The sequence below is a fragment of the Archangium gephyra genome (assembly GCF_042230915.1).
Lineage (GTDB): Bacteria > Myxococcota > Myxococcia > Myxococcales > Myxococcaceae > Archangium > Archangium gephyra_B.
In genome coordinates this window covers 10069545-10094638 of record NZ_CP102578.1, presented here as the reverse complement: position 1 = coordinate 10094638, position 25094 = coordinate 10069545, and the positions used below count along the sequence as shown (strand labels likewise).

Sequence of the window (25094 nt, the reverse complement as noted above, 5' to 3'; positions counted from 1 at the left end):
CTGGGGTCCGCCTACAACACCGCAGTCCAGCCTGCGTCGAGAACCGTTCGCTTCAGCACCAGTGTGGCAGGCAATGGAGCAGGCGCTCCATACGTCACCTGCCCAGCTAGGACGGGACGGCCTAGAAGCGCCAGCCCGCTCCCACCGAGACGAGCCCGGCGGGGCGCAGGAGGGGCTGCTCCGTGCTCGGCAGGTAGCGCAGGAGCAGCTGCCCCTGGACGAGCGCGAAGGCCCGCCCGGGCAGGGGCACTTCGACACCAGCGATCGGACCGAGGCCCATGCCGAGCGTCCGGCGGGGCGGCAGCGGCGGGACATCGAAGGTGTCCTCGATCTCCTCCTCCCGCTCGCGCCGCAATTGCTGCTCCAGGATGGTGAGCTCGACCCCGAGCCCCACGTACGGCACCAGCGCCCATTCCAGCCATCGGTAGCCCACGGCCACGCCGGCCCCGAGCGCGCGCTCGCGGATGTCGAGCGCCACGCCCGGGTAGGACGCCTGGCTGAAGCCGAGGGTGCCCAGCGCCCACCAGGGGCCCCAGCTGTGCCGGTAGCCGAGCCCGCCCACGAGGCGAGTCCCCGTGCCGCGCACCGCCGCGCTCTCCATCCGGACGAGTCCCAGCAGCGCCGAGCCGCGCAGCTCCACGTGGCCGCCCTTGAGCGCCACCTCCGTGTAGCGGCGCCACGTCAGCTCCTCCTCGCGCACCTGCCGCTCGCCGCCATAGGGCAGCTCCAGCTCCAGCAGGCCGGTGCTCGCGCCCGCGCGCTTGCGCAGGAGGTAGCGGCCCGGGGGCACCGCGAGCCGCAACGGTCGCCCCGGTGCCTTCTCCACCTCGGCCACCACGTCCGGGCGGGGCTGGCTCGCCACCACGTAGCGCCCGGCGAGCGCCGCGGGGAAGACGAGCGCGCTGCGGGCGGCCCGGGGCTCGGTGAGGAGGAACTCCCCGGTGCCCGCGAGCTCCCACGCATAGGCCGGGTGCTGGCCCGCGCCGGCGGCGCCCGCCACCGTGCGGCGGTAGGCATAGGCGTAGGCCTCGGCGAGCGACACCCGCCCGTCGTCCTCCACGTCCGCGTCCCCTCGCAGGCCCGTGAGCAGGTGGTGGGTGAAGAGCGAGCCCTTGAGCGAGTCCCACTCCTCGGAGCTCTCTCCCGGGCCGCTGGAGGAGATGACCACCTGGCCGTGCAGGGGAATCTGCTCGAGCGACACCGCGAACTCGGGGCCCGCGCTGCCGCCCTTGCGCCGCGCGAGGGTGCCGCTCTCGCACGCGTCCACCAGGAGCACGCTGAGCCGGGCCCCGGCCTGGCGCGCGCTGTCCCGCAGCTCGGCGAGGGGCAGGTGGGTGCCGCCCAGGTGCAGCACGCCGCCCTTGGCGTGGGCCGAGACGTACACGATGAGCACCGCGTCGTCCCCCGCCGCGCGCAGCTCGGCGATGCGGCCCGTCACCTCGGCGAGCCGCTGGCGCACCACGGAGGCGGGCTGATCCACCACCAGATAGGAGCGATCGGCGCGCACCCCGCCCAGCTCGACGAAGAGCTGCCGCACGCGCGCGGCGTCGTCGTCCGCGAAGCTGAGGACGGCGTCGTCGGGGTCCCCCACGTTGGCGCCGATGGCCACCAGCAGGCGGGCGGTGGCGGCGTCGGCCCGTGGGGGGCACAGCAGCAGCGGCAGGGCGGCGAGGAGCAGCCAGAGGAGGCGGGGCGGAGTCATGGGCGCTTCTGGAGGCGGAGCGTACTCACACCGCAGCCGGAGCAGGAGAGGCCAGGCTCGGCGCGTCCCGCCTGGGAGCGCAGGGCCTCGAGCAGGGGGGCGGCCTCGAGCGGGCGGAGGGAGAAGACGGCGACGAGCCACTCGGGGCCGGGCGCGTCGTCGAGCACCACGCTGCCGGGGAGGAAGTCGCGCTGGGCGGCGGGCAGGGGCGCGGAGGTGGCCGAGCCGTAGGGGTAGAAGACGCTCGCGGCGCCCCGTCCATCCAGCTCGAGCACGAGCAGGTGGCCGGCCTCGGGGGACTCGTAGGCGAAGCGCAGCGCGTCCCCCGGCCGCACCTGGGCATCGGGGCCGAGCAGCTCCGGGGCGCCGCCCTCGCGGGAGACCACCACGCGGAAGGCCCCGCCCTTCAGGTGCACGCCGTCCTCCGGTGTCAGCCGGGGCACGAGCACCAGCAGGGCCAGCAGCGGCACGCAGGCGCCGAGCACGGGCAGCAACCAGCGCAGGCCCCGCCGGGGCTGGGAGGCGGCGCGCCGCTCCAGCTGGCGCAGGAAGAGCTCGGGAGGCTTCGCGCGGACGAAGGCCTCGCGGGCGGTGGTGAGCGCCTGGAGCTGGCCGTGGCAGTCGGGGCAGACCTCCACGTGGGTGCGCGTGGCCTCGGGCGTGGCCTCTCCGGCGCTCATCGCCTCGAGCACGGCGGCCGGCGGGCAGTGGGGTCCGCGGGGGGAGGGGGGCAGGGGAGTGGGGCTCATCGTGTCTCCTCGAGGCTGGCGCGCGACTGCCACAGCTGACGGATGCGGTGCTCGAACTCCTGGAGCTTCTTGCCGATGGTGCGGCGCGAGTAGCCGGTCTGCGCGGCCACCTCCTCCTGGGTGTAGCCGTCCAGGAAGTGCAGCACGCCGATGGTGCGCGTCTTGCCGTCGAGCTGGCGCAGCGCGAGGCCGAGCATCGCCCGGCGGTCGGCGTCCTCGGGGGAGCCCTCGCCCCGCTGCTCCAGGGCGGCCAGCTGCGACTCCTCGGCGGGGGGCTCGCGGCCGCCGCGCTCCATCAGATCGAAGCAGCAGCGCTGGGCGATGGTGTAGAGCCAGGCCAGGGTGGCGCCGCCCTCGCGGGGCGCGCCGTAGCGCTTCACCCGCAGGAAGGTCTCCTGGAGCGCGTCCTCCGCGTCCTCGGGGCGGCGCAGCAGCTGCTGGCAGCGGCGGTGCACGAGGAAGCCGTATTGCGCGTACAGCTGCGCCAGCCAGGCGTCATCCATGCCGGGGGCCTCCACGTGCGCGGCGCTGGGGGGGTGTCGGGCTCAGGGTGCGCTCCTTCCTGGAAGAGACCGGCCAGGGGGCGGGAAATGGGAACCGGAAAGCGCGGCGGACCATACCCGCTCTCCCGGGGGGATACCGGGCGCTTGCTTGCCTTGCCGCCCCTCTGGGCCCCCATCTCGCCAACCCCGGGGGCGGTGATGACGTTTGACGGGTGAACAGCACAGGAGCGAGCCATGAGCATCCGTGACGACAAGAAGGACCCGAACATGGCCGGAGCGTCCGTTCCCGCGGACACCTACGGCGGTGTGCAGCGGCAGGAGCGGGTGGCGGAGGCGGAGGACCAGGACACGAAGAAGGCGGGCAAGAAGCTCACCGACGAGCCGGGGCCGGACTTCCGGGTGGCCTCGGGAGGCGAGTCGGAGGATGAGCACGCCTTGACCACGGACTCGCCGCGCTGGGGCGGGGAGGGCGAGTCACGCGAGGAGCGCGGCTACCCGCGTGAGGGCGGCGAGGAGCCCATCCCGCGCAAGTGACCACTGTCCCCTCTCCCCTCCGGGAGAGGGGACAGATTCAGTTATGGGCCTCGGTGGGCGCCACCAGGTGCTCACCGAGGGCGTGCTGGCGGGCGTGGTGCGAGGAGAGGAACCGGCGCACGAGCGAGCGCGTCAGCAGCCCGCACCGCTCCCCTTCCGCCATCGCCTGGACGGGCAGCGCGTCCACGTCCTCCTGGTCCATCAGGTGGAGCGCCTGGGCCAGGTCCGTCTCCGGGGTGAGCAGGGGCACCTTGCGCGCCAGGTCACTGGCCACGAGCATGGAGTGCAGCTCCTCGTCGCGCCAGATGTCGCGGAACTGGTCCACCTGCACGATGCCGTAGAGCTTCCCGCTCCCATCCAGCACGGGCAGGGTGCCGCTCTCGGTGGTGAGCACCTGGTCCATGAGGGGGCGCAGGTGCATGTCGGCGGGCACGGGGGCCAGCTCGCGCATCAGCGCGCGCACGGGGGTGGTGGACAGCAGCTCCGCGTCGGACTGCGGCTTGGGCGCCTTGCGCTCGGAGAGGTAGTGGCAGAGCGCGGAGGCGATGGTGCACGTCACCATGAGCGGCAGGATGATGGCGTGGTTCCCGCTCAGCTCGTAGAGCATCATCATCCCCGTGAGGGGCCCGCGGGTGAGCGCGGCCACGGCGCCGCCCATGCCGACAATCGCGTAGGCGCCACTGGGCCCGGTGCTGGCGGGGAAGAAGTAGTGCACCAGGGTGCCGAAGGCGCCGCCGGCCATGGCCCCCATCACCGCCGAGGGGAAGAACGTGCCTCCCGAGCCTCCCGAGCCCAGGGTGAGGGCGGTGGCCACCAGCTTCACGACGCACGCGGTGACGAGGAAGATGAAGCTGAGCTGCCCGATGGCCGCGAGGTTGATGTAGGCGTGCCCGCTGCCCCACACGGTGGGGTTGAGCAGGGCGAGCACGCCCGCGCACAGGCCGCCACACGCCGCGCGCAGCGGCAGGGAGCGCTGCCCGAACCACACCGACAGCCGCTCGCCCGTCATCCGCCCGCCGAAGAAGTCCTCCGCGTGGTGCATCAGCCGCACGAAGGCGTACGCGAGCAGCCCGCAGATGAGCCCCAGCCCGCCGTAGAAGACGACCTCGAAGCTGCTCACCAGCTGGTAGTCGAGCCGGTTGAGCATGGGCGCCGCGTCCATGGTGCCGCGGCTCACCAGCGAGCCCGCCACGCTGGCGAGGATGATGGGCGAGAAGACGCGCAGCTCGAACTCGCGCAGGATGATCTCCATCGCGAAGACGGCGCCGGCGATGGGGGCGTTGAAGGAGGCGGAGATGCCGGCCCCGGCGCCGCAGGCCAGCAGGATGGCCAGCTCCCGGCGCGAGAAGCCCAGCGTGCGGCCCACGGTGGAGGCGAAGGCGGCGCCTCCGTAGACGATGGGGCCCTCGCGCCCGGCCGAGCCTCCGCTGCCGATGGTGATGGCGCTGGCCACCAGCTTGAGCAGGCCGAACTGGCCGGGCAGCTCCTGGTTGCCCTTCACCGCGCGCACCACCTCGGGCACGCCATGGCCGTGGGTGTTGGGGTAGTCGCGCAGCAGCCGCCCCACCACCCAGCCGCCCAGCGGCGGTGCCAGCACGAAGACCCACCAGGGCAGGTGCGGGAGGATCTCCGTCACCTCGTGGGCCTGGCCGAAGACGCGGTTGAGCGCGGTGAGGGCCACCAGCGGGTAGTAGAGGGCGAGCGCGCCCAGCACCAGCAGGGACAGCAGGCGCAGCCGGCGCTTCACCTCGTCGCGCGGGCCTCCGGGCTCGATGACTCGCGCCAGCAACAGGGCCCCGAAGGCCATGGGCACGCCGATGATGGCGAGCTCGAGGTGCCAGTTGGTGGTGCCCAACGTCTGCCACGCCGACACCAGCGTGCGCGAGCCGGGACGGCGCAGGGCCTCGCCGAGCCACGCGCTGCTGAAGGTGATGCCGCTCACCAGTCCAATGAGGTTGACGAAGATGCCCGCCGCCAGGCCGCTGTAGAGGCCCACGATGGCCCCCGCGATCGGCAGGACCGATGGACCCGGGAGGTGGATCCGGTTGGAGGCCTGCAGGCACGCATGGATGAAGCGCCGCAGGGCCTCGCGAAGCGAAGCGCGGCTGGGGGGCGGGGGCTCGGACTTCATTTGGTGCCCCTACTATTCACCCGGGGGCGGAGAAACTTCAAGGTGCTTGAAGATTCAACAATCGGGCTGGTGGCGAGGGAGGGAGGGGGCGGAGGCGTGCTAGGCCAGGGGGCCTCGGAGGAGCGGGACACGACGGGCCGGGCGGGGCTCCGAGCCGCCGGCCAGCACAGAGGAGGCTCCATGCTGAAGGCAGGGGACGTGGCACCGGACTTCACGGTGCGCGATCACACCGGCAGGACGCACCGGCTGTCGGACTACAAGGGGAAGACGGTGGTGCTCTGGTTCTACCCCAAGGCGGACACCCCGGGTTGAACGGCCCAGGGTTGCGGGTTCCGCGACCAGAGCAGGCAGTACGAGGAGAAGAACGCGGTCATCCTGGGAGTCAGCTTCGACACGCCGGAGGAGAACAAGGCATTCGCGGAGAAGTTCAGCTTCAACTTCCCCCTGTTGTGCGACACGGACAGGAAGATGGGGCTCGCCTACGGGGCCTGTGACGACGCGAGCGCGCCCAACGCGCGGCGGGTGGGCGTCCTCATCGGTCCGGACGGACGGGTGATGGCCTGGTATCCGAAGGTGGATGCCCGGGCGTTCCCGTCGCAGGCCCTGCAGCAGATATAGACGGGGGCGGATTCGGGAGGACCGCGGGGCGTGCCCGGGCGGCGAGTCCGGGCGCGCCCTGCGTGTTTCAGGGCGCGTGGTTGGACGTGGGCATGCGCGAGCGCACCAGGAGGGCCAGTCCGCCCAGCAGCAGCCAGGGCCCCACGTGCGAGGCCGCCAGGTGCGCGGCGCTCCCGTCCGGGCAGTGCACGTGCAGCAGCAGCAGGCCCACGGCGCCCGCTGACAGCCCCGCGGCCACGGCCCGCGCCGGGTGGTAGGCCGAGCGCCGCAGCATCACCAGCGCCGCGAGCAGGGGCAGGGCCGACAGCAGCATGTGCGTCCGCATGCACCCGATGGCGCCCGCGAGGAAGCTCTTCACCGCCAGCCCCGAGCCTCCCAGCACCACCGACAGCGCCACCACGGCCGTGCACGTGCCCATGAGGCTCCAGGCCACGTGCCGCACGGGCGCCAGGGCCACCACGGCCCCGCCCACCATCGCCAGCAGCACGAGCACGGCCAGCCCCGCCACCACCCCGGGCGGCGCCGAGTTGAGCATCAACCCCAGCGGCGTGAGCGCCAGCGCCCCGAGCGCCGTCAGGCCCACGTACACGCCCACCAGCACCAGCACCTCGCGCCACCAGGGCGTCGGCTTGGGGTGGGCGGCCAGTTCCTCCTGGGTGAGGGTCCGCACCCGCTGCACCGCCGGCTCCGCCATCGTCGGGGCGGGGGCCACGTCCTCCAGCGCGCCGAAGCCCTCCACCAGGGCGCGACACTCCGCGCACGAGGCCACGTGCGCGGCCAGCTCCGGCGGGAGGGCCTGGCCCAGACTGTCCAGCACGCGCGAGCATTCGGGGCTCATCCGTTCGTCTCCTCCCTCAGGGTGGCCAGCAGCTCGCGCAGCCGCGCGTAGCCCCGGTGCGCCCGCACCTTCACCGCGCTCTCCGTCAGCCCCATCGACTCGGCGATCTCCGCGAAGCCCATCCCCTCGAAGCGGTGCAGGACGATGGGGATGCGCTGGCCCTCGGGCAGCTGCTCCAGGGCCCGCTGCACCGCGCGCTCGAGCCCCGCGTCCCGGGGGCCGGGCTCCTCCATCGGCACGCTGGTGGGCAGCTCGCCCTCGTCCGTGAGGTCCTCGGGGCGCTTGCGCCGCTGCCAGTCACGCGCCGCGTTGGTGGCGATGGCGTACAGCCACGGCTTCACCCGCGCGCCCTCCTGGAAGCGGCCGCGCCCGCGCACCAGCGACAGGAAGGTCTGCTGGGAAAGGTCCTCGGCCGCGGCGGGGCTGCCCGTCAACCGCGCCAGGTAGCGGTGGATGGGCCTCGCGTAGCGCTGGAAGAGGGCATCGAAGGCCCGGGCATCCCCCTGACAGAAGCGCGTCATCAATACCTCGTCCGACTCACCGGCGGCCGGAGAAGGCGCCGGGTCATCAGCGGTACGCGCGGGGGCGGGTCCTGGTTTCAGCGAAGGAGGCGTCACGGGCGGGGCGGGAGGAAAACCCTACCCCAGCCCGGAGCCTTCCGGTGCTTCCTTGCTTGCCCTACTGGCGCTTGAGCAGCGCCTGGGGAGCGGGCGCGGAGGAGGGCAGGCTGTCGGCCGCGTTGGCCAGGGCCTCGCGCACCTTCCCCTCGGCCGCCTTCATCTTCTCCTCGGCGGCCTTGCGCTGGGCGGCCAGGGGGGCGAACCAGCGGCTCGGCGGGTTGAGTGCCGCCTGGTCCTCGGCCGAGTACTTCAGGTACGAGTACTTCGTCTGCTCGGACGGGAGCCGCAGGTCACTCACCAGGCCCACCCAGGAGAGCGCCTTGAGGGAGTAGTAGCTGAGGTCCACCTCCCACCAGAACCAGCCCTGGTTGGCGGTGTTCTGGTGGAAGTGGTGGTTGTTGTGCCACCCCTCGCCCAGGGTGATGAGCGCCAGCAGCCAGTTGTTCTTGCTGGTGTCGGTCGTCTTGTAGCGGCGCTTGCCGAACACGTGGCTGAGCGAGTTGATGGTGAAGGTGCCGTGGTAGAGCAGGGTGGTGCTCACGAAGAAGCCCCACACCAGCATCGAGAAGCCGCCGATGAAGTAGAGGGCCACGGCCAGCAGGACGGGCGGCACCATGGAGAAGCGGTTGAGCCACACCAGCTCCGGGAAGCGCGCGAAGTCCTTGATGCTGTCGTAGCGGGTCTCGTTGTACTTGTCGCAGAGGATCCACCCGGCGTGGCTCCACCAGAAGCCCTTCTGCAGGGGCGAGTGGATGTCCTGCTCCTGGTCCGAGTAGCGGTGGTGGTGCCGGTGGTGGGCCGCCCACCAGAGCACGCCCTTCTGCGTCGCCAGGGTGCCCGCCAGCGCGAGGAAGAACTGGAAGCCACGGCCGGCCTTGTAGGCGCGGTGGCTGAAGTAGCGGTGGTAGCCGGCGGTGATGCCCCACATGCGGAAGACGTAGAGGCCCAGGCACACCGCGACGTCCACCGGCTTGGCCCCCGTGTAGAACACGAAGAGGCACATCAGGTGCACGCCGACGAAGGGGATGGACGACAGCCAGTTGATCTTCTCTTGCTGGGCTGGCGCGGAGGTTTGTGCGGTCACGGGAGCCTCGGCTGAAAGCTGACCGAGCGCCAAGGTGCTCAGTCTCGCCCCGCATCAACACCCCCCCGTGTCATGGCTCTGTCAGGCCGATGCAGATTTCTGGAGGCCGCCCAGCCACTGCTCGAAGTCCGGGAGGCCATGCAGCGGAGCGAGGTCCTCGTCGGATGCCGCGTAGGGGACATCCTGGAAGCCCAGCTCCGTGGCGCGCCGCAGCATGCGCATCGCGTCATTCAGGTGACGCGCCCGGGCATGGGCGCACGCGGCGTCGTAGGCCAGCCGGGAGGACGGTGCGTGGGCGAGGCCCGCCTCGCAGATGGCCGCCGCCTCCGAGTAGGCACCGCGGATGAAGAGGGGGCGCTGGGCACACAGGAAGGCGGCCTCGGGCTCCACCCCGGGCAGCCGCAGCGCCTGCTGCACCCGCTCCGAGCGGATGAGCGAGCCCGCGTACTCGTGCAGGACGGTGCGATCGTGCGTCTCGTGCCAGGCCAGCTCCCACAGGGCGAGCGCCCGGAGCTCGTCCCCCAGCAGGGAGAAGGCCGCGGCGAGGGCGTGGGTCTCCACGGGTCGGCGCCGCACCTGGGAGAAGTGGTCGAGCGACGCGCGGCCCTGGCCGTTCTTGAGGGCGGCCCAGCCCAGCAGGTGGTGGGCGCGCGAGGCGAGGTCCGGGGTGCACGCCTCCGAGTCCAGGACGGCGAGGGTCCGCTGGCGCGCCTCGTCCAGCCGGCCCGTGGCCAGGGCCGCCTCGGCCTGCTGCAGCTCCTCCAGGAGGGGCGGGGGCGCCACGCCCGAGGACACCTTCATGTCCCCGCGCAGCACGGCGTGCAACAGCCGCAGCGCGTGCAGCCCGTACATCCCGAAGAGCACGGCTAGCAGGGGGATGGGTTTCTCCAGCGCGAAGGCGAAGGCCACCACGGCCAGGCACAGCACGAGGGCCAGCAGCTGCGCGCCGATGAAGCCCGCCTGTCCGAAGAAGCGGGTGGCCAGGGTGCTCACGATGGTGCCCCCATCCAACGTCGGCACGGGCAGCAGGTTGAAGAGGGCCCAGAAGAGGTTGGCCACGCAGAACCAGGAGAGCACCAGGCGCGGGGCGTGCGCGTCCTCCGGGAACGCGTACCTGTGGAGGGCCAGTCCCGTCAGGGCCAGCAGGAAGCCGCACAGGGGCCCCGCGGCGGCGATCATCACCCGCTGGTGCCAGGGGATGGGGGTGGAGGCGTTGGGCTGGGTGGTGCCCCCCAGCCAGAGCAGGGAGATGCTGGGCCGGTAGCCGAAGGCCCGCAGCATCAGCGCATGGCCCGTCTCGTGGCCGAGCGCCGACACGAAGGTGATGAACATCCACGCCCCGACGATGATGAGGGCGGTTCGGGTGGACTCGGGGCCTCCGGGGGCCCGGAGCTGCTGGTAGGGCCAGGTGTCCGGCTGCAGCGCCGCCATCTCCCGCACCATCAGCACCATCAGGACGCCGAGCAGCGAGGAGAAGAGGAGGTGCGAGAGGTGGACCTCGACGGGGATGCCCCCGAGCCGGAAGCGCAACATGGAGCGGACCTTAACCAAAGGAGGGCGGCCGTGCAGGCCATCGCCTGAACCCTGGAACAATCCCCCTGATTGGCTAGGTTCCCCCGCCGCATGCTGCGCATTGGTCCCTACACGCTGCCCAACCCCTTCATCCTCGCGCCCATGGCGGGGGTGAGTGAGAAGCCCTTCCGCGTCATCGCCTTCGGCATGGGGGCCGCTCTCTGCCCCACCGAGCTGGTGAGCTCACAGGGCCTCATGCGCACCAACCAGCGCACCCTGAAGTACCTCCGCTACGACGCCGAGGTGGAGCGGCCCTACAGCCTGCAGATTTTCGGGGGGGAGCCGGAGTCCATGGCCCGTGCCGCCGTCATCGGCAAGCAGTACGGGGCGCAGATGATCGACATCAACATGGGCTGCCCGGTGAAGAAGGTGACGAAGAACGGCGCCGGCAGCGCCCTGCTGTGCGAGCCGGACCGGGGCGCCGCCCTGGTGCGGGAGATTCACGCCGCCACCGGCTTGCCCGTCACCTGTAAAATCCGCTCGGGCTGGGACGAGCACCACCGCAACTACCTCGAGGTGGCCGGCAAGCTCTTCGAGGCCGGGTGTGCCGCGCTCGCCATCCACCCGCGCACGCGCGCCCAGGGCTACTCGGGCAAGGCGGACTGGAGCGTCATCGCGGACCTCAAGCGTCACTTCCCCGACAGGCCCATCATCGGCAACGGCGACGTGAAGACGCCGGAGGACGCCCGCCGGATGCTGGAGACGACCGGCTGCGACTTCGTGATGATTGGCCGCGGTGCGCTGGGCAACCCGTGGATCTTCCGCGAGCTGCTCGGTGGCCCGCCTCCCACGCCGCAGGAGCGCTGCGAGCTGGTGCTGCGCCACCTCGCCGCCCACATCGAGTTCGTGGGCGAGGAGCTCGCCGCGGTGCGCTCCTTCCGCAAGCACCTGGCCTGGTACGGCCACGGCCTGCACGGCGCCGCCCTCTTCCGCGCCGAGGTGAATCAGCTCGACACGGCCGAGGCGGTGCGCGACGCGGTGAGGCGCTTCTTCGTCTCCGCCGACGCCGACCCGAATGCCTCCGAGGGCGAGCAGGACGTCGACTACCGGGCCGCGCTCGGCTGAGTGCTCGCTCTCGCACCCCTGCCACACCCCTGTAGCGCCCGCCGTTTCGCGCGTGCGCACCGCGGAATGTCATCGGAAGGTCATCTCGTGAGCACTCCTCGAGCGCATGCGCGTGGAGGCGGTGCGGAGGCGCGCGCGGAGCGCCGGGGCGTGCGTCCGCGCGGTGCCGGGTGCGCGTGAGCGGACAGTCGTTTTCCCTCTGAGCGGCGCGCAACGCGGCGGAGGCCGAGAATTCGGCTCGCGCGAGGTCGGTGCAGGTGTGCGTGGAGGCCCGAGGGGGCACTTCGAACGCGCGCGATGCCGAAAAATCGGCGCGCCACGCGTTGCACTACATCACCATGCGTTGACACACTGGCAAGGCATCTCTACCATTCACCACAAGCACTCCTCATGCGAGTGCAGGCCCCACTCTCGATGAGTGGTGGTGGAGTTGAACCAACCGGAGGGTTTAGATGGCCGCGAAGAAGAAGACCGCGAAGAAGGCGCCGGCGAAGAAGGCCGCTGCGAAGAAGACCACCCGCAAGACCGCTGCTCCGCGCACCGCGAAGAAGGCGGCGGCGAAGAAGGGCGCGGCGAAGAAGGCCCCGGCCCGCAAGAGCACCCGCCGCAAGAGCGCGGCGAAGGCCCCCGAGGCCACCCCGTCTGAGGGCTAGACGTAGGCCAGTAACTTCGCGCAGTTTGAACGGCTCGGCGGATATCCGCCGGGCCGTTCGCTTTTTTCGAGCCAGGAGGACTGGGGTGTCACTGCGATCCTCGGAGTTGGAGCAGGTGGTGGCGGAGGTGTCCGCGCAGCTCTCGGGCGCGGTGGTGCAGAAGGCGTGGTGCCCGCTGTCGCGCCTGGCCTACCTGGAGCTGCGGGTGCCCGGGCGCTCCGTCCTCTTGTGCCTGTGCGCGGAAGGCGAGCTGTCGCGGCTCTCGGTGGCGGAGGAGCGCTTTCCCACGCCGGGAGAGCCGGCGCCCTTCCAGCGCTGGCTGCGCCAGGAGCTCATTGGCTTCAAGCTGGCCGGGGCCGCGTGGAGGGAGGCGGAGCGGGTGGTGACGCTCGACTTCCAGAGCGAGGACACCCGGCGCCGGCTGGTGCTGGAGCTGGGCTCGCCCGGCGGGCTGATGCTGCTGACGGAGGCGGGCCGGGTGCTGATGCTCTCCGGGGAGGGGCTGGCGCAGCGGCGCTCGCTGCACCCGGGCGCGCAGTGGACGCCTCCGGAGCCGTTGCCCGCGGACGCCCTCGCCCGCGCCCGGGCCGCCACCTCTCGCCTGCTGCCCTTCCCCGGGGACGTCCTCGTGTACGCGGAAGCGGCCGAGCGGCTGATCGGCCCGAAGGACAAGACGAGCCGCGCCGAGGCCATCCGCCGGAGGCTGGCACTGCCGTACCGGGCGCGGCTCAAGCGCTCCGGACGCACGCTGGAGAAAGTGCGCGCGGAGGCGGCGCGGGGCCCCGAGGCCGAGCGTCACCGGCAACTGGGGGAGCTGCTCACCCAGAACCTCTATCGCCTGAAGCGGGGCGTCACCGAGGTGACGCTCACGGCGTACACCGAGTCGGGGATGGAGGAGGTGCAGGTGACGCTGGACCCGAAGCGGACGCCGAAGGAGGAGGCGGACTGGCACTTCCACCAGTACCGGCGGCTGCTGAGGGGCGTGGAGCACGCGCGGCAGCGCGAGGCGGAGCTGGCGCGCGAGGTGGCGCACGCGGAGGCGGCGCTGAAGCAGCTCGAGGCGCTGGACGAGGCCTCGTTGCTGGCGCAGGCGGAGGTGCTGCAGCTGACGGCGGCCGAGGAAGGCCCCCCGGAGGCGAGGCCCTTCAAGGAGTACGTGGGGCACGGAGGCCAGCGCATCTGGGTGGGCAAGGGGGGCGAGGACAACGACACGCTCACCTTCAAGGTGGCGAGGCCCTACCACCTGTGGCTGCACGCGAGGGGGCTGCCGGGCAGCCACGTGGTGGTGCCGTTGGAGAAGGGGGTGGAGGTGGCGCAGGAGGTGCTATTGGATGCGGCGCACCTGGCGCTGCACCACTCGGGGGCCAAGGGCGAGCCGCGGGGCGAGGTGAGCTGGGTGCCGGTGAAGTTCGTGAAGAAGGTGAAGGGCGGGGCGCCGGGCCGGGTGCAGTACACGCGGGAGAAGACGCTGGTGGTGCGCCTGGAGCAGGAGCGGTTGGATCGGCTGTTGAAGACGCGCGGAGGCGAGGCGCCGCCCGTGCCATGAGCGTGAAGCCCCCCAGAGGCCCGGTATGCGCCCGCTGTCCGGTGGTGCTGGGGGCCTCGTGCTGCGAGGTGAAGGAGGACGAGCGATTGGCCACGCTCACGCGGGCGGACGTGGAGCGGATGGTGGCGCACACGCGGCTGGCGCCCCGGCGCTTCGTCGCCGAGGAGTACCTCACGGAAGAAGAGGCGGCGCGGTACGAGGCGCGCCGTCCGCTCTACCGGGGCTACTTCCGGAAAGGGCCGGTGCGGCTGACGCTGGCCACGCGTGACGGCGCCTGCGTCTTTCACGAGAAGGGGAGGGGATGTGGCCTGCCCTCCGACGTACGGCCGGTGGCCTGCCGGCTCTATCCCTTCGAGCGCTGGCCGGACGGGAGCTGGAGCGTGCAGATGAGCCGCTACGGTGACCTGGCCGAGGCGCGAGCAGGCGGCGGAGCGTGCCTGGGCGTGGAGGAGGCCGAGCGCATGGAGGACGTGCTGGCGGCTTTTGGCACGACGCGGGAGTCGGTGGAGTCGCTTGGAGAGCAACTGGCGGAGGAGACGCGGGCGCACGGTCGGGGTTGACGGGCAGACGGTGGGCAGGCGAGCGGCTTGCGCCGGCCTTGAGTCCCGGAGGCCGCTGGGTACGATGCCGTCCGCGTGTCGTCGCTCCCGCCCCACCATCAGATGCACCTCTTCCCGCGCCCTCCCCTTCGTGAGGGGGGCACGTCCCTGCCCACGCGCACTCGCGCGGTGGAGTCCTCCAACCGTCTGGCCACCGCCCTCCACGAGGAGGAGGTGCCGCTCGCGGAGAACTTCCACCGGGAGAGCGCCGAGCGGAACCCGTACCCCAACGTCCCGGCGGCCACCCGGGAGGAGTTGTGGGCCCGGGCCGAGGCGTTGGCCTTCCGGCTGTCGGCGGAGCTGCGGATGCCGGTGCGGCTGGCGGTGACGGACAACCGCTCCACCATGGTGTCCTTCCGGCGCAGCGCCAACGCGCTGCAGCTGCGGCTGCACCACATGTTCCTCGACGCGCCGGAGCCGGTGGTGCGCGCGGTGGCGGACTACGCCGGCCGGGGCAACCGCCTGGCGGGCGGCGTGCTGGACGACTACATCCGGGGCCAGCAGCCGCGCATCCGCCAGGAGCGCCACGCGGCCGAGGCGGACCTGGATCCCCGGGGCCGCTGCTTCGATCTGCAGGTGCTCTTCGATCAGCTCAACCGGGTCTACTTCCACGGGAGCATCCAGGCGCGCATTGGCTGGGGCCGCATGCCTCCCCGGCGGCGGCGCAAGTCCATCCGCCTGGGCGTCTACGACCATCAGACGCGGGAGATCCGCATCCATCCCGGGTTGGATCGCCCCGAGGTCCCCTCGTACTTCGTGGAATTCATCATCTTCCACGAGATGCTCCACCAGCTCTTCCCCAGCTCGAACGGGACGGGCCGCCGGGTGCACCACCCGCGGGCCTTCCGGGACAGGGAGAAGGCTTTCCCGCTCTACGCCGCCGCACTGCGTTGGGAGCGGGAGAACCTGAACCTGCTGTTGCGGGGCTGAGACGCGGTCCCCTGCTCGCTGCTTTACCAATTTACCAATCGAAGGCCGTGTGCGGACGCTGCTTGACCCTGCACGTGGCCCGACCCAATCCTGTTTTGCCCATGCGACGCGCGAAGATTGTCTGCACCCTTGGTCCGGCCTCCCAGAGCCAGGAAATGCTCGAGGCCCTCATCGAAGCCGGAATGGATGTGGCCCGGCTCAACTTCTCTCACGGCAGCCACGAGAACCACGCCGAGAACATCGAAAAGCTGCGGAAGGCCTCGCTGAAGGTCCGCAAGGCGGTCGGTATCCTGGGAGATCTCCAGGGCCCGAAGATCCGCACCGGCCGCTTCATCACCGGCAGCACCGAGCTGAAGCCGGGGGGTGAGTTCCTCATCACCACGGACGAGACGGTGAAGGGCACGGATGAGATCGTGTCCACCACGTACCCGTTCCTGGCGGCGGACGTGAACCCGGGAGACCGCATCCTGCTGGATGACGGCCTGCTGGAGCTGAAGGTCCTCGAGACGGACAAGAAGCAGCTCATCCGCACGCAGGTGGTGCACGGCGGCATCCTGAAGAACAACAAGGGCATCAACCTGCCGGGAGTGGCGGTGCGCGCGGACGCGCTGACGCCGAAGGACCGGGAGGACCTGGTGTTCGGCATCAAGGCGGGGGTGGACTTCCTCGCGCTGTCGTTCGTGCGCCACCCGGCGGACATCGACATGGCGCGCTCGGCGATGGCCGAGGTGGGCCGCACGGTGCCCATCATCGCCAAGCTGGAGAAGCCGGAGGCGATCGCCCGGCTGGACGCCATCCTGGACAAGACGGACGGCGTGATGGTGGCGCGCGGAGACCTCGGCGTGGAGATTCCGCCCGAGGAAGTGCCCTCGGTGCAGAAGGACATCATCCGCCGCTGCAACATGCGGGGCCTGCCGGTCATCGTGGCCACGCAGATGCTCAACTCGATGATCGACAACCCGCGGCCCACGCGAGCGGAGGCCAGCGACGTGGCCAACGCGGTGTTCGACGGGGCGGACGCGGTGATGCTGTCGGGCGAGACGGCGAGCGGCAAGTTCCCGCGCGAGTCGGTGGAGATGATGGAGCGCATCGTGCTGGCGGCCGAGTCGACGATGAGGGCGCAGGGGCTCAATGCGCCGACGGAGTCGCCGGTGGGGTTGCCGTCGCACTTCCCGGACGTGATCGCCGCGAGCGCGTGCTACGCGGCGAAGCAGGCGGGGGCGTCGTTGATCGCGGCGTTCACGCTGTCGGGCGTGACGGCGCGGCTGCTGGCGCACTACCGGCCGCCGGTGCCCATCGTGGCCTTCAGCCCGAACCAGGAAGTGCGCCGCCGGCTGGCGCTGCTGTGGGGCGTGGTGCCGCGGATTCTGGAGCCCATCCAGGAGACGGAGGCGATGGTGCGCCGCGTGGAGGAGGAGCTGGTGGCGCGGGGCCTGGCGCAGAAGGGTGACCGCGTGGTCATCGTGTACGGCGCGCCAGTGGGACAGCCGGGCAAGATCAACAGCCTGCGGCTGCACACCATCGGCAGCTGACGCTGGCTGAGTGCAGCCGACGTCCTCTCTCTCCTACTCTCCCTCTCCCTTCGGGAGAGGGTCGGGGTGAGGGTGCATGGGTCCGTTCTTGAACCCGTGAACCAGAGAGGGTGCACGGGTTCCCAACCCGGTTTCACCAGATACCCTCACCCTGTCCCTCTCCCGGGGGGAGAGGGGCTGTGTCCGCTGGGAAGTGCTCGCGGAGAAGTGCTCGCGGGCAGCTACCCGCGGAAGTCCTTGAGGGCGCGCTTGGGGACCTCGGCCTCGACGAAGATGCGGAACAGCTCCATGTCGAGCTGGCCGCTCTGGGCCTCGCGCTTGAGGATGTCGAGCGCGAGCTGATGGGGAACGGCCTTCTTGTAGGGCCGGTCGCTGGCGGTGAGGGCGTCGTAGATGTCCGCGATGGACATCATCCGGGACTGCACGGGGATGGTGGTGTCGGGGATGGCGCGCGGGTAGCCGGTGCCGTCGAGCTTCTCGTGGTGCGCGTAGGCGATCTCCGGCACGCGGCGCAGGGTGCGCGTCCACGGAATCTGCGACAGGAAGCGGTAGGTGTGCTCGACGTGGCTCTCGATCTCCCGGCGCTCCTCCTCGGAGAGGGTGCCCTTGGCGATGGAGAGCGAGTGGATCTCCTTGTCGAGCAGCAGGGGGCGCTCCTGGTCGAAGGAGTCCTGGAATCGCAGGTGACGCAACTCCTTCAGGCGCTCGAAATTACCCTGGGCGAGCACCGTGGGCCGGTTGCAGGTGAGGACGAACTCGAGCACCTCGTCCAGGTACTTCAGCTCCTTGAGGAGCCGCTCGTCCTCCTCGGCGTCGATCTCCACCATGTGGTGCACGCCGCGCAGCTTCACGGCGGCGAGCCGGCGGCGGTAGCTCTGCAGCTGCAGGTCCTTGCGAGCCAGCTGGAAGCGCGAGCGCAGCCCCTCCATCTCATGGGGGTAGAGCTTCTCGGCCTTGACGAGCACCGGCTCGCGCACGCCCACCTTGCCGAAGTCGTGCAGCAGCGAGGCGTAGCGCACCTCCTGGAGCTCGGTGGCGGTGAAGCGCGTGTGGGCGTAGGGCCCGGTGTGCACGTGCTCCAGGGCGCGGGCCATGGACACGGTGAGGTCGGCCACGCGGCCCGAGTGACCCGCGGTGGTGGGATCTCTGGACTCGATGGCCACCACCGAGGCGGAGACGAAGCCCTCGAAGAGGCGGTTGATCTCCTCGTGGAGGAGGGCGTTCTCGATGGCGCCGGCGGCCTGGGCGCCCAGGGCGAGCAGCAGCTCCTCGTCCTCGGAGTCGAAGGGGCGCCCACTGAGCTTGTTGAGCGACTGGATGACGCCGGTGACCTCGCCGTTGGCGTCGCGCATGGGCACGCAGAGCACGCTCTGGGTGCGGTAGCCGCTCAGGTTGTCGAAGGTGCGGTTGAAGCGCTCATCGGCGTAGGCGTCCGGGAGGTTGATGATCTCCCCCGTCTGGGCCACCTGGCCGGCGATGCCGCTGCCCACCGGCAGCCGGATTTCGTTCTTGGAGCCCTGGGCCACCTTGCTCCACAGCTCGTTGCGCTCGCGGTCCAGCACGAAGAGCGAGCAGCGGTCGGCCTCCACCACCTTGCTGGCCTCGTAGAGGATGAGGGGCAGCAGCAGGTCCAGGTCGCGCTCGGCGCTCATGGCCTTGGTGACGTCCAGGATGGACGTGAGCTTCTTGAGGCGCCGGGTAAGGTCGGGAGGATCGGGCGGGGTCTGTGGAAGCACCGGTTATGGCTCCGAAGGAGGACGGCGCACGGCCTGGGAGGAATCTTCTTAGCACGGAAGATGCACGGCCCGCCCCTCCCCCCCTGCCCGCTCCCCCTGCAAGCGGGTACCACCCGGGGGCGGAAGTGGCTATGTAGCGCCCATGAACCGCCGCGTCCTCGTGTCCCCCTCGCTGCTGTCCTCCGACTTCGGCCGCCTCGCCGAGGAGGTGCGCGCGGTGGAAGCCGCCGGGGCGGACTGGGTCCATGTGGACGTCATGGACGGGCGGTTCGTCCCCAACATCACGATGGGTCCCCCGGTGGTGGCGGCCATCAAGAAGGCGGCCACCCGTCCCCTGGACGTGCACCTGATGATCGTCGAGCCCGAGAAGTACATCGACGCCTTCGTGAAGGCGGGGGCGGACATCCTCACGGTGCACGTGGAGGCGTGCACGCACCTGCACCGGGTGCTGCAGCAGATCCGCCACGCGGGGGCGAAGCCGGCGGTGGTGCTCAACCCGGCCACGCCGCTCTCGGCGGTGGAGGAGGTGCTGGGGGACGTGGAGATGGTGCTGTTGATGAGCGTGAACCCCGGCTTCGGGGGACAGGGCTTCATCGAGTCCACGGTGGACAAGGTGCGCCGGCTGCGCGCCATGCTGGACGCGCGGGGGCTGTCCACGGACATCGAGGTGGACGGGGGTATCAACGCCGAGACGGCCCGGCGGGTGGTGGAGGCCGGGGCCACCGTGCTGGTGGCGGGCTCGTACGTGTTCGGCTCGAAGGACTACGCCGCGGCCATCCGCTCGCTGCGGCCCTGAGGGGGTGCCTCAGAGCGCGGCGGCGGCCGGCACGCCGGCCATCCGCGCCACCCGCGTCATGAAGGTGTGGTCGAAGGGCTTCACCTCGTAGGCGTCGGCACCGAGCTCGAAGCACACGTGGCGGGTGAACTGGTCCTCCACGCCGCTGAGGATGATGACTTTGCAGTCGCGCGTGTCGGGGTCCTGCTTGAGCTGGGCGAGCAGGTCGCGGCCGTCCTGGTGCTGGTGGATGTCCAGGATGATGACCGCGGGCCGGTGCCGGCGGGCCAGGGAGAGGACATGCTCGGAAGTGGTATCCGCCACCGAGGCGAGACCCGAACGCCGGGCCTCCCGGGTAAGCGCGGACACAACGAGCGGCTCGTCATCGGAGATCAGTACGACCGGAGGAAGCATGGGACCCCGGGGTGCCTGCGCTGTTCGGGGAGGAGCCAAGCAAGCCATGTTCCCGAGGCCCTCCCCCTGTGAAATGGGCAGGTTACGAGCGAGGAGGCCGGGTCCCGGGAGCCCTACGGGTCATTGAAAACCCCCGGAGGGCCGTCGGAATGAAAAGCTGATCCAAGGACGTTGACTAGGCCGGGCGGGTCTTGTACATCCCCGCCCACTTCGACGGCCCGAGAGCAGTTCCGGCGAAGCGCAGAACGGTATCGGGGAGTGGCTCAGCCTGGTAGAGCACTTGGTTCGGGACCAAGGGGTCGCAGGTTCGAATCCTGTCTCCCCGACCATCAGAAGGGCGCGGAATCCTTGGAGAAATCCTCGGGTCCGCGCCCTTCGTCTTTCTGAGGGTCCCGGGCCATCCACGTCCATGCCCGCTCCCTTTCCGAGCGAGAAGGGGGTTCTGTCAGAACCGGCGGGGGGGTCGCGGTCTTGGGAGGCAAAAACCAACCCGAAACCACTGACCCGCAGGCTCCTTTCAAATGACGATGGCTCCCCCCAATGGCGGCAGGATGCAGGCTTGGCTTGGCTTCCTCCTCGCTCCACCCCAAGGCCTCCAGCTCCACCGCCTCGGATACCAAACCCGTCGGGTATGCTCCGCTCATGAGAGAGCCGGTATCTGAAACTCCTCTGCGTGACGTCCTGCGCGCGCTGAGGGAGGCCTCGACCTCTCTCGGCCAGTGTGCCGCTCGCTCCCGCCTCGTCGAGCTGCTCAGCGGACCAGTCCACGCGCTCACGCGCAAGAAGATGGGCCCGGTCGAGGAAGCCAAGGAGATTGCCCAGGATGCGCTGCTGGCCTTGCTCGACAAGGCGCACCAGTGCAGGGCGATTGACCACGCTTCGCCGGAGTACGCCGAGCGTGCCGCGTGGGCCTGGGCCTTCACGGTGGTCTACCGGAAGATGGCGGACTTCTTCCGCGCGCAAGCCCGGGCCCGGCAGGCACTGGCGGAGTTGTCCCAGACGGACGACGAGGCCGTCGCGACCGGGGAGGATGCGCAGAGCGTCTTCGAGGAGCTCGTCGACATCGCGGAAGAGGCGGCCAGGAAGCTGATCGAGACGCGTGAGCCGGTGGACCTCTACCGGGATGCGCGGGCGGACGAGGTGGCGGCGACGGTGGATAAGGTGGCCAGGGATATCGACTCCTTCCGGCAGGTCAAGCTGCATGGCCGTCGCTGCCTGGACGTGGCCAAGGAGCGCGGCTGCGAAGGCCCGGATCCTCGCCTCCAGAATTTGGTGTCCAAGCAGGTGGAGAGGGGCAAGAAGGCGTTGCACTATGGCTCGCTGGCCGCGGCTCGGACTACTGGCCCATTGGAGCGCGAGCGGCTCGAGGGACTCGCCCGTGGCCTGCTCCAGGTAGGGAAGACGTCATGAAGATCCGGTTCGTGGAACTGCTCCCCGAGCAGCACGCGCTCCGGCTGTTGGGGAAGAAGACGCCCGTGGCCCGGTTCGAGGTCGAGGATGGGTTCGCCCAGGTGCTGGCTGGCAGCGTCCATGCCTTCACGGACCTCCAGTTCTTCCAATGGAGCGCTCCGCTCCGGGAGAAGGTGCTGACGGCCCTGTGCGCTGGTGTCGAGGAAGCACAGTGGGAGAACGAGGAGGCGAGGACCTTGAGCTTGGCCGGTCGTTTCGCCGTCAGCGTGGAGAGCGATGCTAGACCCTGGCGGGTGCAAGGCTTTACGCACCTGCAGACCTGTGACTTGAAAATCATCAAACACGTGCTGGGGGTGGGGAGCTGGGACCCCGAGGCCAGCGTGGTGTGGTGGGCGAAGACCCTGGGACGGAACATCGAGCCAGGGGAGTTCTTGTCTGCCTTGGAGAAGGTGGGCTGTGGCGAATGGAAGCAGTTGCTCCAGGATCGGGATCCCAATGCAAACCCACCCATCCGCCTCTATCAGGCCCTCTCCGCGCCTGCGCGGGCCGAGTGCGTGCGGATTCTGGCCCCACTGCGTGAGGGGTTCCAGCGAGCGGTCTACGAGGCCCTCCTCCAGACTTCTTCTGGTCCGGGCGCTCGCCATGCCCACTCGCGAGAAGCAGGCGAGGATGTGATGCATTTTCTGGATGACCGTGGCCTGTTGGTGGTGGCTCGTGGTCAGGCAAATAACCTGTCTCTCGTCACTGCCTATGACGCACACGCCGAGGGAGAGCATCAGCTTGGGCCGAAGACGCTCACTCGCTGGTTCAATCACCTCCAAATCCGGCAACGAGTGACGCGAGAAGGGCAAGCCTCGATGCTCTTCCATACACCAGACAACTGGCGCTCCCTCGCACGAACTCACGGAAAAGAATCGCCATGAACTGGGTCATGACGCTTGCAATGTTCCTCCAGAGGGAGCCGCTGTCTTTGGACGACCTCTCCACCGCGCTGTTCGTTCGCGGCCGGTATGCTGTCGAGACGCGGGGAGAGTTGGCCGAGGACGCACGGCTGCGCCTGCTGGAGCGCGAGTTCCTGCTCAAGGCCGCGCTTCAGCCCGAGCTTGACATCCTCGTCCTGCGCTTGGAACAAGCAGAGGCTGCGCTCGAGGATGTCGACGATGAACTCGCGCTCCAGGCCGAACGTGCCCTGGCGGATGTCCTCAATGACAGGGATTGCTGGCAGGTTCGCGCGGTGGGGCTGCGCGCTTTGCATCTCGAGAGCGTGGCGGGCGCCGTGGAAGCGGAACTTGCTCGGTTCGACGAGCGGCTCCGGTCTCACGCGCGGAGTCTTGGCGCCATCGCTTGGATGAGGGACGAGGCCCTGGCCTCCGCCTGGAATGCGGCGGACACGGCTTGGAGTCTGGTTCCGCCCGCCGAGGATACCGAACCTCGGCGGCATTCCGAGGTTCATGGTCCACCCGCCTTGAAGAATGAACAATTGCTGCGGGTGAGCCAGGGACTTGCCGACCCTACACTGGAGCGCCGCGTCCTCCGCGAGTTGGAGGAGGACGAGGAGCTGCGGAAGCACTACGAGGAACTCTTGGAGGATTTCGAGGTCTTCCAAGAGGCACCTCGCAATGTCGTCCACCTCTTCGTTCATAAACACGTTCCCAATGTTACAGTGGCGAAGCGTCTGCCCACGCGTGCCGTCGCCGCTACGACGAGCTCTCTTCGTTACGAGACGCCGGGCATCGATGCGCTCATCTATACCTTCCAAGATAGCTCGGAGCTCTACGTGCAGCGCGATGGCCCACGATGGGTGCTCTTCCTCTCGCGTGAGCACCCCGGAGCACACGATGGTTTCCAGGGCCCCGTGGTGGAATCCATCCAACACGGGCAGGTGCTGATTGCTGTCTCGGAACCTGGCGAAGTTCAGGTTCGCTATGGCGATGCGCGTGTTCAATTGACGTTGGAGCAACTCCAGACATGATTCTCATGGAAGAGCTGCGGCAACGGCTGGCGGAGGCTGTGGAACGCTATTCCGCGGATCCTCGCTCCATCATCAAGCAGCACATTCGTGACGTCATTCCCCAGGGAGTCCCTTTCTGGGCGCCGCCGGACCTACGCGAGAAGTTGCTGGAGTGGGGGCTGGCGCCCCAAGCGGGCGCGTTGGGGCATGCGCTGGGGGTGGTCGCTTGGAAGGAGAGTGCCTTCCTCGTCTCCATCGTCGTCTCCATCGAGCACAACGACTCCATGCAGGAGGTTCCGTTGCCCACCTGTCTGTCTGCGGGCACGGCGACCAGCCTTCGAGAGGCCGCCTACGCGGCACTCCTGCATTACCCGCATGTGCGCTCCCTGGACATTCCCTGCCAGCTCCGGTTCCGCATCCTGGACTTGAGCGGCAATGAGCTGGACCTGCCCGAGAAGGTGGAGGGCCGCTCACTGGGGCTGGCCGCCGCCGTGGCCACCTGGTCCGTCCTCGCCCAGGCCCCCGTGCCTCCTGGACTCGCCTTCACGGGCGCCCTGGAGTCGCCTCTTCCTGGCGGGCAGACCCGGGTGGGACGGGTCGAGCATGTGCTGACGAAGCGCCAAGTGGTCCTGTCCGCGGCAGCATCGCTGGTCCTTCCCGCCGCCAATGCCGCCGAGCTCGAGCCCTCCCAGCGGTGTGCCCCGGTGCGCAGCGTGGCGGATGCGCTGGCCCGGGCCTTCGGCCCTGATTGGCTCTCGCCTCGCGTCTGCCGCCCACCACCGGCCCAGGATGTCATGGCGGACCTCGCCTGGTTGGACATGCGCTACAAGCGCAACAGCGAAGGGAGCAGGTGGCCTGAGTTCGCGGAGCGTTTCGAACTGTTCGTGCGTTCCTCAGCCCTGCCCAGCACGCGACGCATCTTCGCCGTGGCTCGGGCCGCCGCGTGCTGGACGCACTGCGACAGGCTGGAGCTGGCCGGGCTGGACCGGCTGCGCCTCGCGGTGGAGCAGCTCAACCCCGAGGAGGTGGATGCCACGGACGAGGTGGCCGCCCGCACGCATCTCGCCAATGCCTATCGCGACAGCTACCTCTTCGAGAAGGCCCGGGAACAGGCAGAGCTCGCCTGGAAGCTGGGCCAGCAGCTGCGCGTCCATGACGAGAAGGTGAAGGCACTCAGTACCCTCGGGCAGATCCTCGTGGCGATGGGACGGGTCGAGGAGGGATTCCCCCATCTTCGGACCGCACTGGAGTACTTCGAACGGTCGAACCCCTTGGAATGCGCGCGCAACCACTGCTACCTCATCGAAGCGCTGGGCCGGGCTGGCCGGTTCGCTGACGCCGAGCAGGAGTATGAGCGGGGCCTTCAGCACTGCGAGTACCGGATGGAGGACGGTCCGAAGCGTGCCCAGCGGGCGTTCCTGGACTACGCTCGGCTGAATGCGTGGCTGCGCCAGTCGAGGGCCTCCCCGGGCAGCCTCGTCCTCTGGAAGCAGCTCCACGCGGAGGCGCTCCGAGCCCTGGAGGGACTCGAATCCCCCTGGCCGCGCTTCGGCCTGGAGCGCATCCGTGATGCCGCCGCGCTCCGCTGTCTCACCCGTGTGAACGAGCGCGAGGCGGTGCTCCACCGGGCAGCCGAGCGGTTCTGCGCCCGGCCAGGCAAGCTGTTCGGCTGGCATAGCGGGTTGGTCTTCCTGGAGGCGGCCCTCGCGGAGCTGGAGGGGGGAGGGGAGCTCTCGAAGGCGACGCAATGGCTTCGGACGGGATTGAGGGCCGTACCCTACCGGAGCGCCCGGAGGTTCCTGCGCACCGGGCGGGCCCTTCGGGCAAACTCGCCTTCCGCCCTCCAAGAGGTCATTCTGTCCGTCGTTTCGGCCGAGCAGTACTGAACGGGGAGACGGACAGGAACCATGACCACTGCGAACAATCCGCGCGCGGTCACCCAGGATGCCCAGCAGGTGCCGCCCGAGGAGGAGCCGCTGGACAACCTCTCTCCCATATCGCGGCTGAATCGGCTCTACCGGCGCTGGGAGAAGGCTGTCTGCAAGCTGCTCCAAGCGCTGCCCGACGCGGACCTCATATCGATTGTCGCCGAGTCCGATGCCCACGCGATTAACTGGGTGATGGATGCTCTG

23 protein-coding genes and 1 tRNA gene are annotated in these 25094 nt (G+C 69.9%); 14 read left to right on the top strand and 10 right to left on the bottom strand.

Going from position 1 to position 25094, the window contains the following annotated elements; genetic code table 11:
* Positions 1-121: 121 nt before the first annotated feature.
* From NR798_RS39740 to NR798_RS39730, 3 genes are read right to left on the bottom strand one after another with little or no spacing between them, the layout of a single operon-like run.
* The gene (locus tag NR798_RS39740; protein ID WP_375767786.1) at positions 122-1702 is read right to left on the bottom strand and encodes a hypothetical protein; all 1581 of its coding nucleotides are present in this window, start codon (positions 1700-1702) and stop codon (positions 122-124) included.
* Positions 1699-2451, bottom strand: a complete 753-nt coding sequence (locus NR798_RS39735; protein WP_375767785.1) for a hypothetical protein — start codon at positions 2449-2451, stop codon at positions 1699-1701. The genes NR798_RS39740 and NR798_RS39735 overlap by 4 nt, the downstream gene beginning before the upstream one ends.
* On the bottom strand, positions 2448-2954 hold the full coding sequence (locus tag NR798_RS39730) for an RNA polymerase sigma factor (RefSeq protein ID WP_375767784.1): 507 nt from the start codon (positions 2952-2954) through the stop codon (positions 2448-2450). The genes NR798_RS39735 and NR798_RS39730 overlap by 4 nt, the downstream gene beginning before the upstream one ends.
* A gap of 234 nt (positions 2955-3188) precedes the next feature.
* Here NR798_RS39730 and NR798_RS39725 point away from each other — a divergent pair, with 234 nt between their 5' ends.
* On the top strand, positions 3189-3488 hold the full coding sequence (locus NR798_RS39725) for a hypothetical protein (protein WP_375767783.1): 300 nt from the start codon (positions 3189-3191) through the stop codon (positions 3486-3488).
* A 37-nt stretch (positions 3489-3525) separates the two neighbouring features.
* On the opposite strand, the gene NR798_RS39720 is transcribed toward NR798_RS39725, so the two are convergent.
* Positions 3526-5619, bottom strand: coding sequence for a chloride channel protein (locus NR798_RS39720; protein ID WP_375767782.1), 2094 nt, complete (start codon positions 5617-5619; stop codon positions 3526-3528).
* Between NR798_RS39720 and NR798_RS39715 the strand changes: the two genes are divergently transcribed.
* Positions 5554-6237 carry a peroxiredoxin gene (locus NR798_RS39715; protein WP_375767781.1) on the top strand — a complete coding sequence of 228 codons (684 nt, stop codon included), beginning with the start codon at positions 5554-5556 and terminating at the stop codon, positions 6235-6237. The genes NR798_RS39720 and NR798_RS39715 overlap by 66 nt on opposite strands.
* A 67-nt stretch (positions 6238-6304) precedes the next feature.
* Here NR798_RS39715 and NR798_RS39710 read toward each other — a convergent pair whose 3' ends face one another.
* From NR798_RS39710 to NR798_RS39695, 4 genes are all read right to left on the bottom strand, one after another.
* The gene (locus tag NR798_RS39710; RefSeq protein WP_375767780.1) at positions 6305-7075 is read right to left on the bottom strand and encodes a DUF1109 domain-containing protein; all 771 of its coding nucleotides are present in this window, start codon (positions 7073-7075) and stop codon (positions 6305-6307) included.
* Entirely contained in the window at positions 7072-7596 is a 525-nt protein-coding gene (locus tag NR798_RS39705) for an RNA polymerase sigma factor (protein WP_375767779.1), read from the bottom strand. The genes NR798_RS39710 and NR798_RS39705 overlap by 4 nt, the downstream gene beginning before the upstream one ends.
* A gap of 157 nt (positions 7597-7753) precedes the next feature.
* Positions 7754-8779 (bottom strand): acyl-CoA desaturase, encoded by a 1026-nt coding sequence (locus NR798_RS39700; protein ID WP_375767778.1) that lies wholly within the window; start codon positions 8777-8779, stop codon positions 7754-7756.
* Between the two features lie 81 nt (positions 8780-8860).
* Positions 8861-10312, bottom strand: coding sequence for a metalloprotease (locus NR798_RS39695; protein WP_375767777.1), 1452 nt, complete (start codon positions 10310-10312; stop codon positions 8861-8863).
* Positions 10313-10402: 90 nt separating this feature from the next.
* On the opposite strand from NR798_RS39695, the gene dusB reads away from it, so the two are divergent.
* The 6 genes from dusB to pyk all read left to right on the top strand — a co-directional run bounded on the left by dusB (position 10403) and on the right by pyk (position 16676).
* Positions 10403-11416: a tRNA dihydrouridine synthase DusB gene (gene dusB / locus NR798_RS39690; protein ID WP_375767776.1), complete on the top strand. Its 1014-nt coding sequence runs from the start codon at positions 10403-10405 to the stop codon at positions 11414-11416.
* 452 nt (positions 11417-11868) lie between these two features.
* A complete protein-coding gene (locus tag NR798_RS39685) occupies positions 11869-12069 on the top strand; it encodes a hypothetical protein (protein ID WP_211276586.1) in 201 nt (66 codons plus the stop codon).
* Positions 12070-12154: 85 nt separating this feature from the next.
* Entirely contained in the window at positions 12155-13615 is a 1461-nt protein-coding gene (locus NR798_RS39680) for an NFACT RNA binding domain-containing protein (RefSeq protein WP_375767775.1), read from the top strand.
* Complete coding sequence (locus tag NR798_RS39675) at positions 13612-14175, top strand: YkgJ family cysteine cluster protein (protein ID WP_375767774.1); 564 nt, start codon at positions 13612-13614, stop codon at positions 14173-14175. The genes NR798_RS39680 and NR798_RS39675 overlap by 4 nt, the downstream gene beginning before the upstream one ends.
* 75 nt (positions 14176-14250) lie before the next feature.
* Positions 14251-15144 (top strand): hypothetical protein, encoded by an 894-nt coding sequence (locus tag NR798_RS39670; RefSeq protein ID WP_375767773.1) that lies wholly within the window; start codon positions 14251-14253, stop codon positions 15142-15144.
* Positions 15145-15245: 101 nt separating this feature from the next.
* A complete protein-coding gene (gene pyk, locus NR798_RS39665; protein WP_375767772.1) occupies positions 15246-16676 on the top strand; it encodes a pyruvate kinase in 1431 nt (476 codons plus the stop codon).
* 221 nt (positions 16677-16897) lie between these two features.
* Here pyk and NR798_RS39660 read toward each other — a convergent pair whose 3' ends face one another.
* Positions 16898-18412, bottom strand: coding sequence for an HD domain-containing phosphohydrolase (locus NR798_RS39660; RefSeq protein ID WP_375767771.1), 1515 nt, complete (start codon positions 18410-18412; stop codon positions 16898-16900).
* 142 nt (positions 18413-18554) lie between these two features.
* Between NR798_RS39660 and rpe the strand changes: the two genes are divergently transcribed.
* Complete coding sequence (rpe, locus tag NR798_RS39655) at positions 18555-19208, top strand: ribulose-phosphate 3-epimerase (RefSeq protein ID WP_375767770.1); 654 nt, start codon at positions 18555-18557, stop codon at positions 19206-19208.
* A gap of 9 nt (positions 19209-19217) precedes the next feature.
* On the opposite strand, the gene NR798_RS39650 is transcribed toward rpe, so the two are convergent.
* Complete coding sequence (locus NR798_RS39650) at positions 19218-19601, bottom strand: two-component system response regulator (protein ID WP_375767769.1); 384 nt, start codon at positions 19599-19601, stop codon at positions 19218-19220.
* 252 nt (positions 19602-19853) lie between these two features.
* Here NR798_RS39650 and NR798_RS39645 point away from each other — a divergent pair.
* The 5 genes from NR798_RS39645 (at position 19854) to NR798_RS39625 (ending at position 24848) form a co-directional block, all read left to right on the top strand.
* Positions 19854-19930: transfer RNA gene (locus tag NR798_RS39645), tRNA-Pro, on the top strand.
* Between the two features lie 211 nt (positions 19931-20141).
* Complete coding sequence (locus tag NR798_RS39640) at positions 20142-21011, top strand: RNA polymerase sigma factor (RefSeq protein ID WP_375767768.1); 870 nt, start codon at positions 20142-20144, stop codon at positions 21009-21011.
* Positions 21008-21934, top strand: coding sequence for a hypothetical protein (locus NR798_RS39635; protein ID WP_375767767.1), 927 nt, complete (start codon positions 21008-21010; stop codon positions 21932-21934). Before NR798_RS39640 ends, NR798_RS39635 begins: the two co-directional genes overlap by 4 nt.
* Positions 21931-22983, top strand: a complete 1053-nt coding sequence (locus NR798_RS39630) for a hypothetical protein (protein WP_375767766.1) — start codon at positions 21931-21933, stop codon at positions 22981-22983. Before NR798_RS39635 ends, NR798_RS39630 begins: the two co-directional genes overlap by 4 nt.
* Positions 22980-24848: a hypothetical protein gene (locus NR798_RS39625; protein ID WP_375767765.1), complete on the top strand. Its 1869-nt coding sequence runs from the start codon at positions 22980-22982 to the stop codon at positions 24846-24848. Before NR798_RS39630 ends, NR798_RS39625 begins: the two co-directional genes overlap by 4 nt.
* Positions 24849-25094 lie beyond the last annotated feature (246 nt).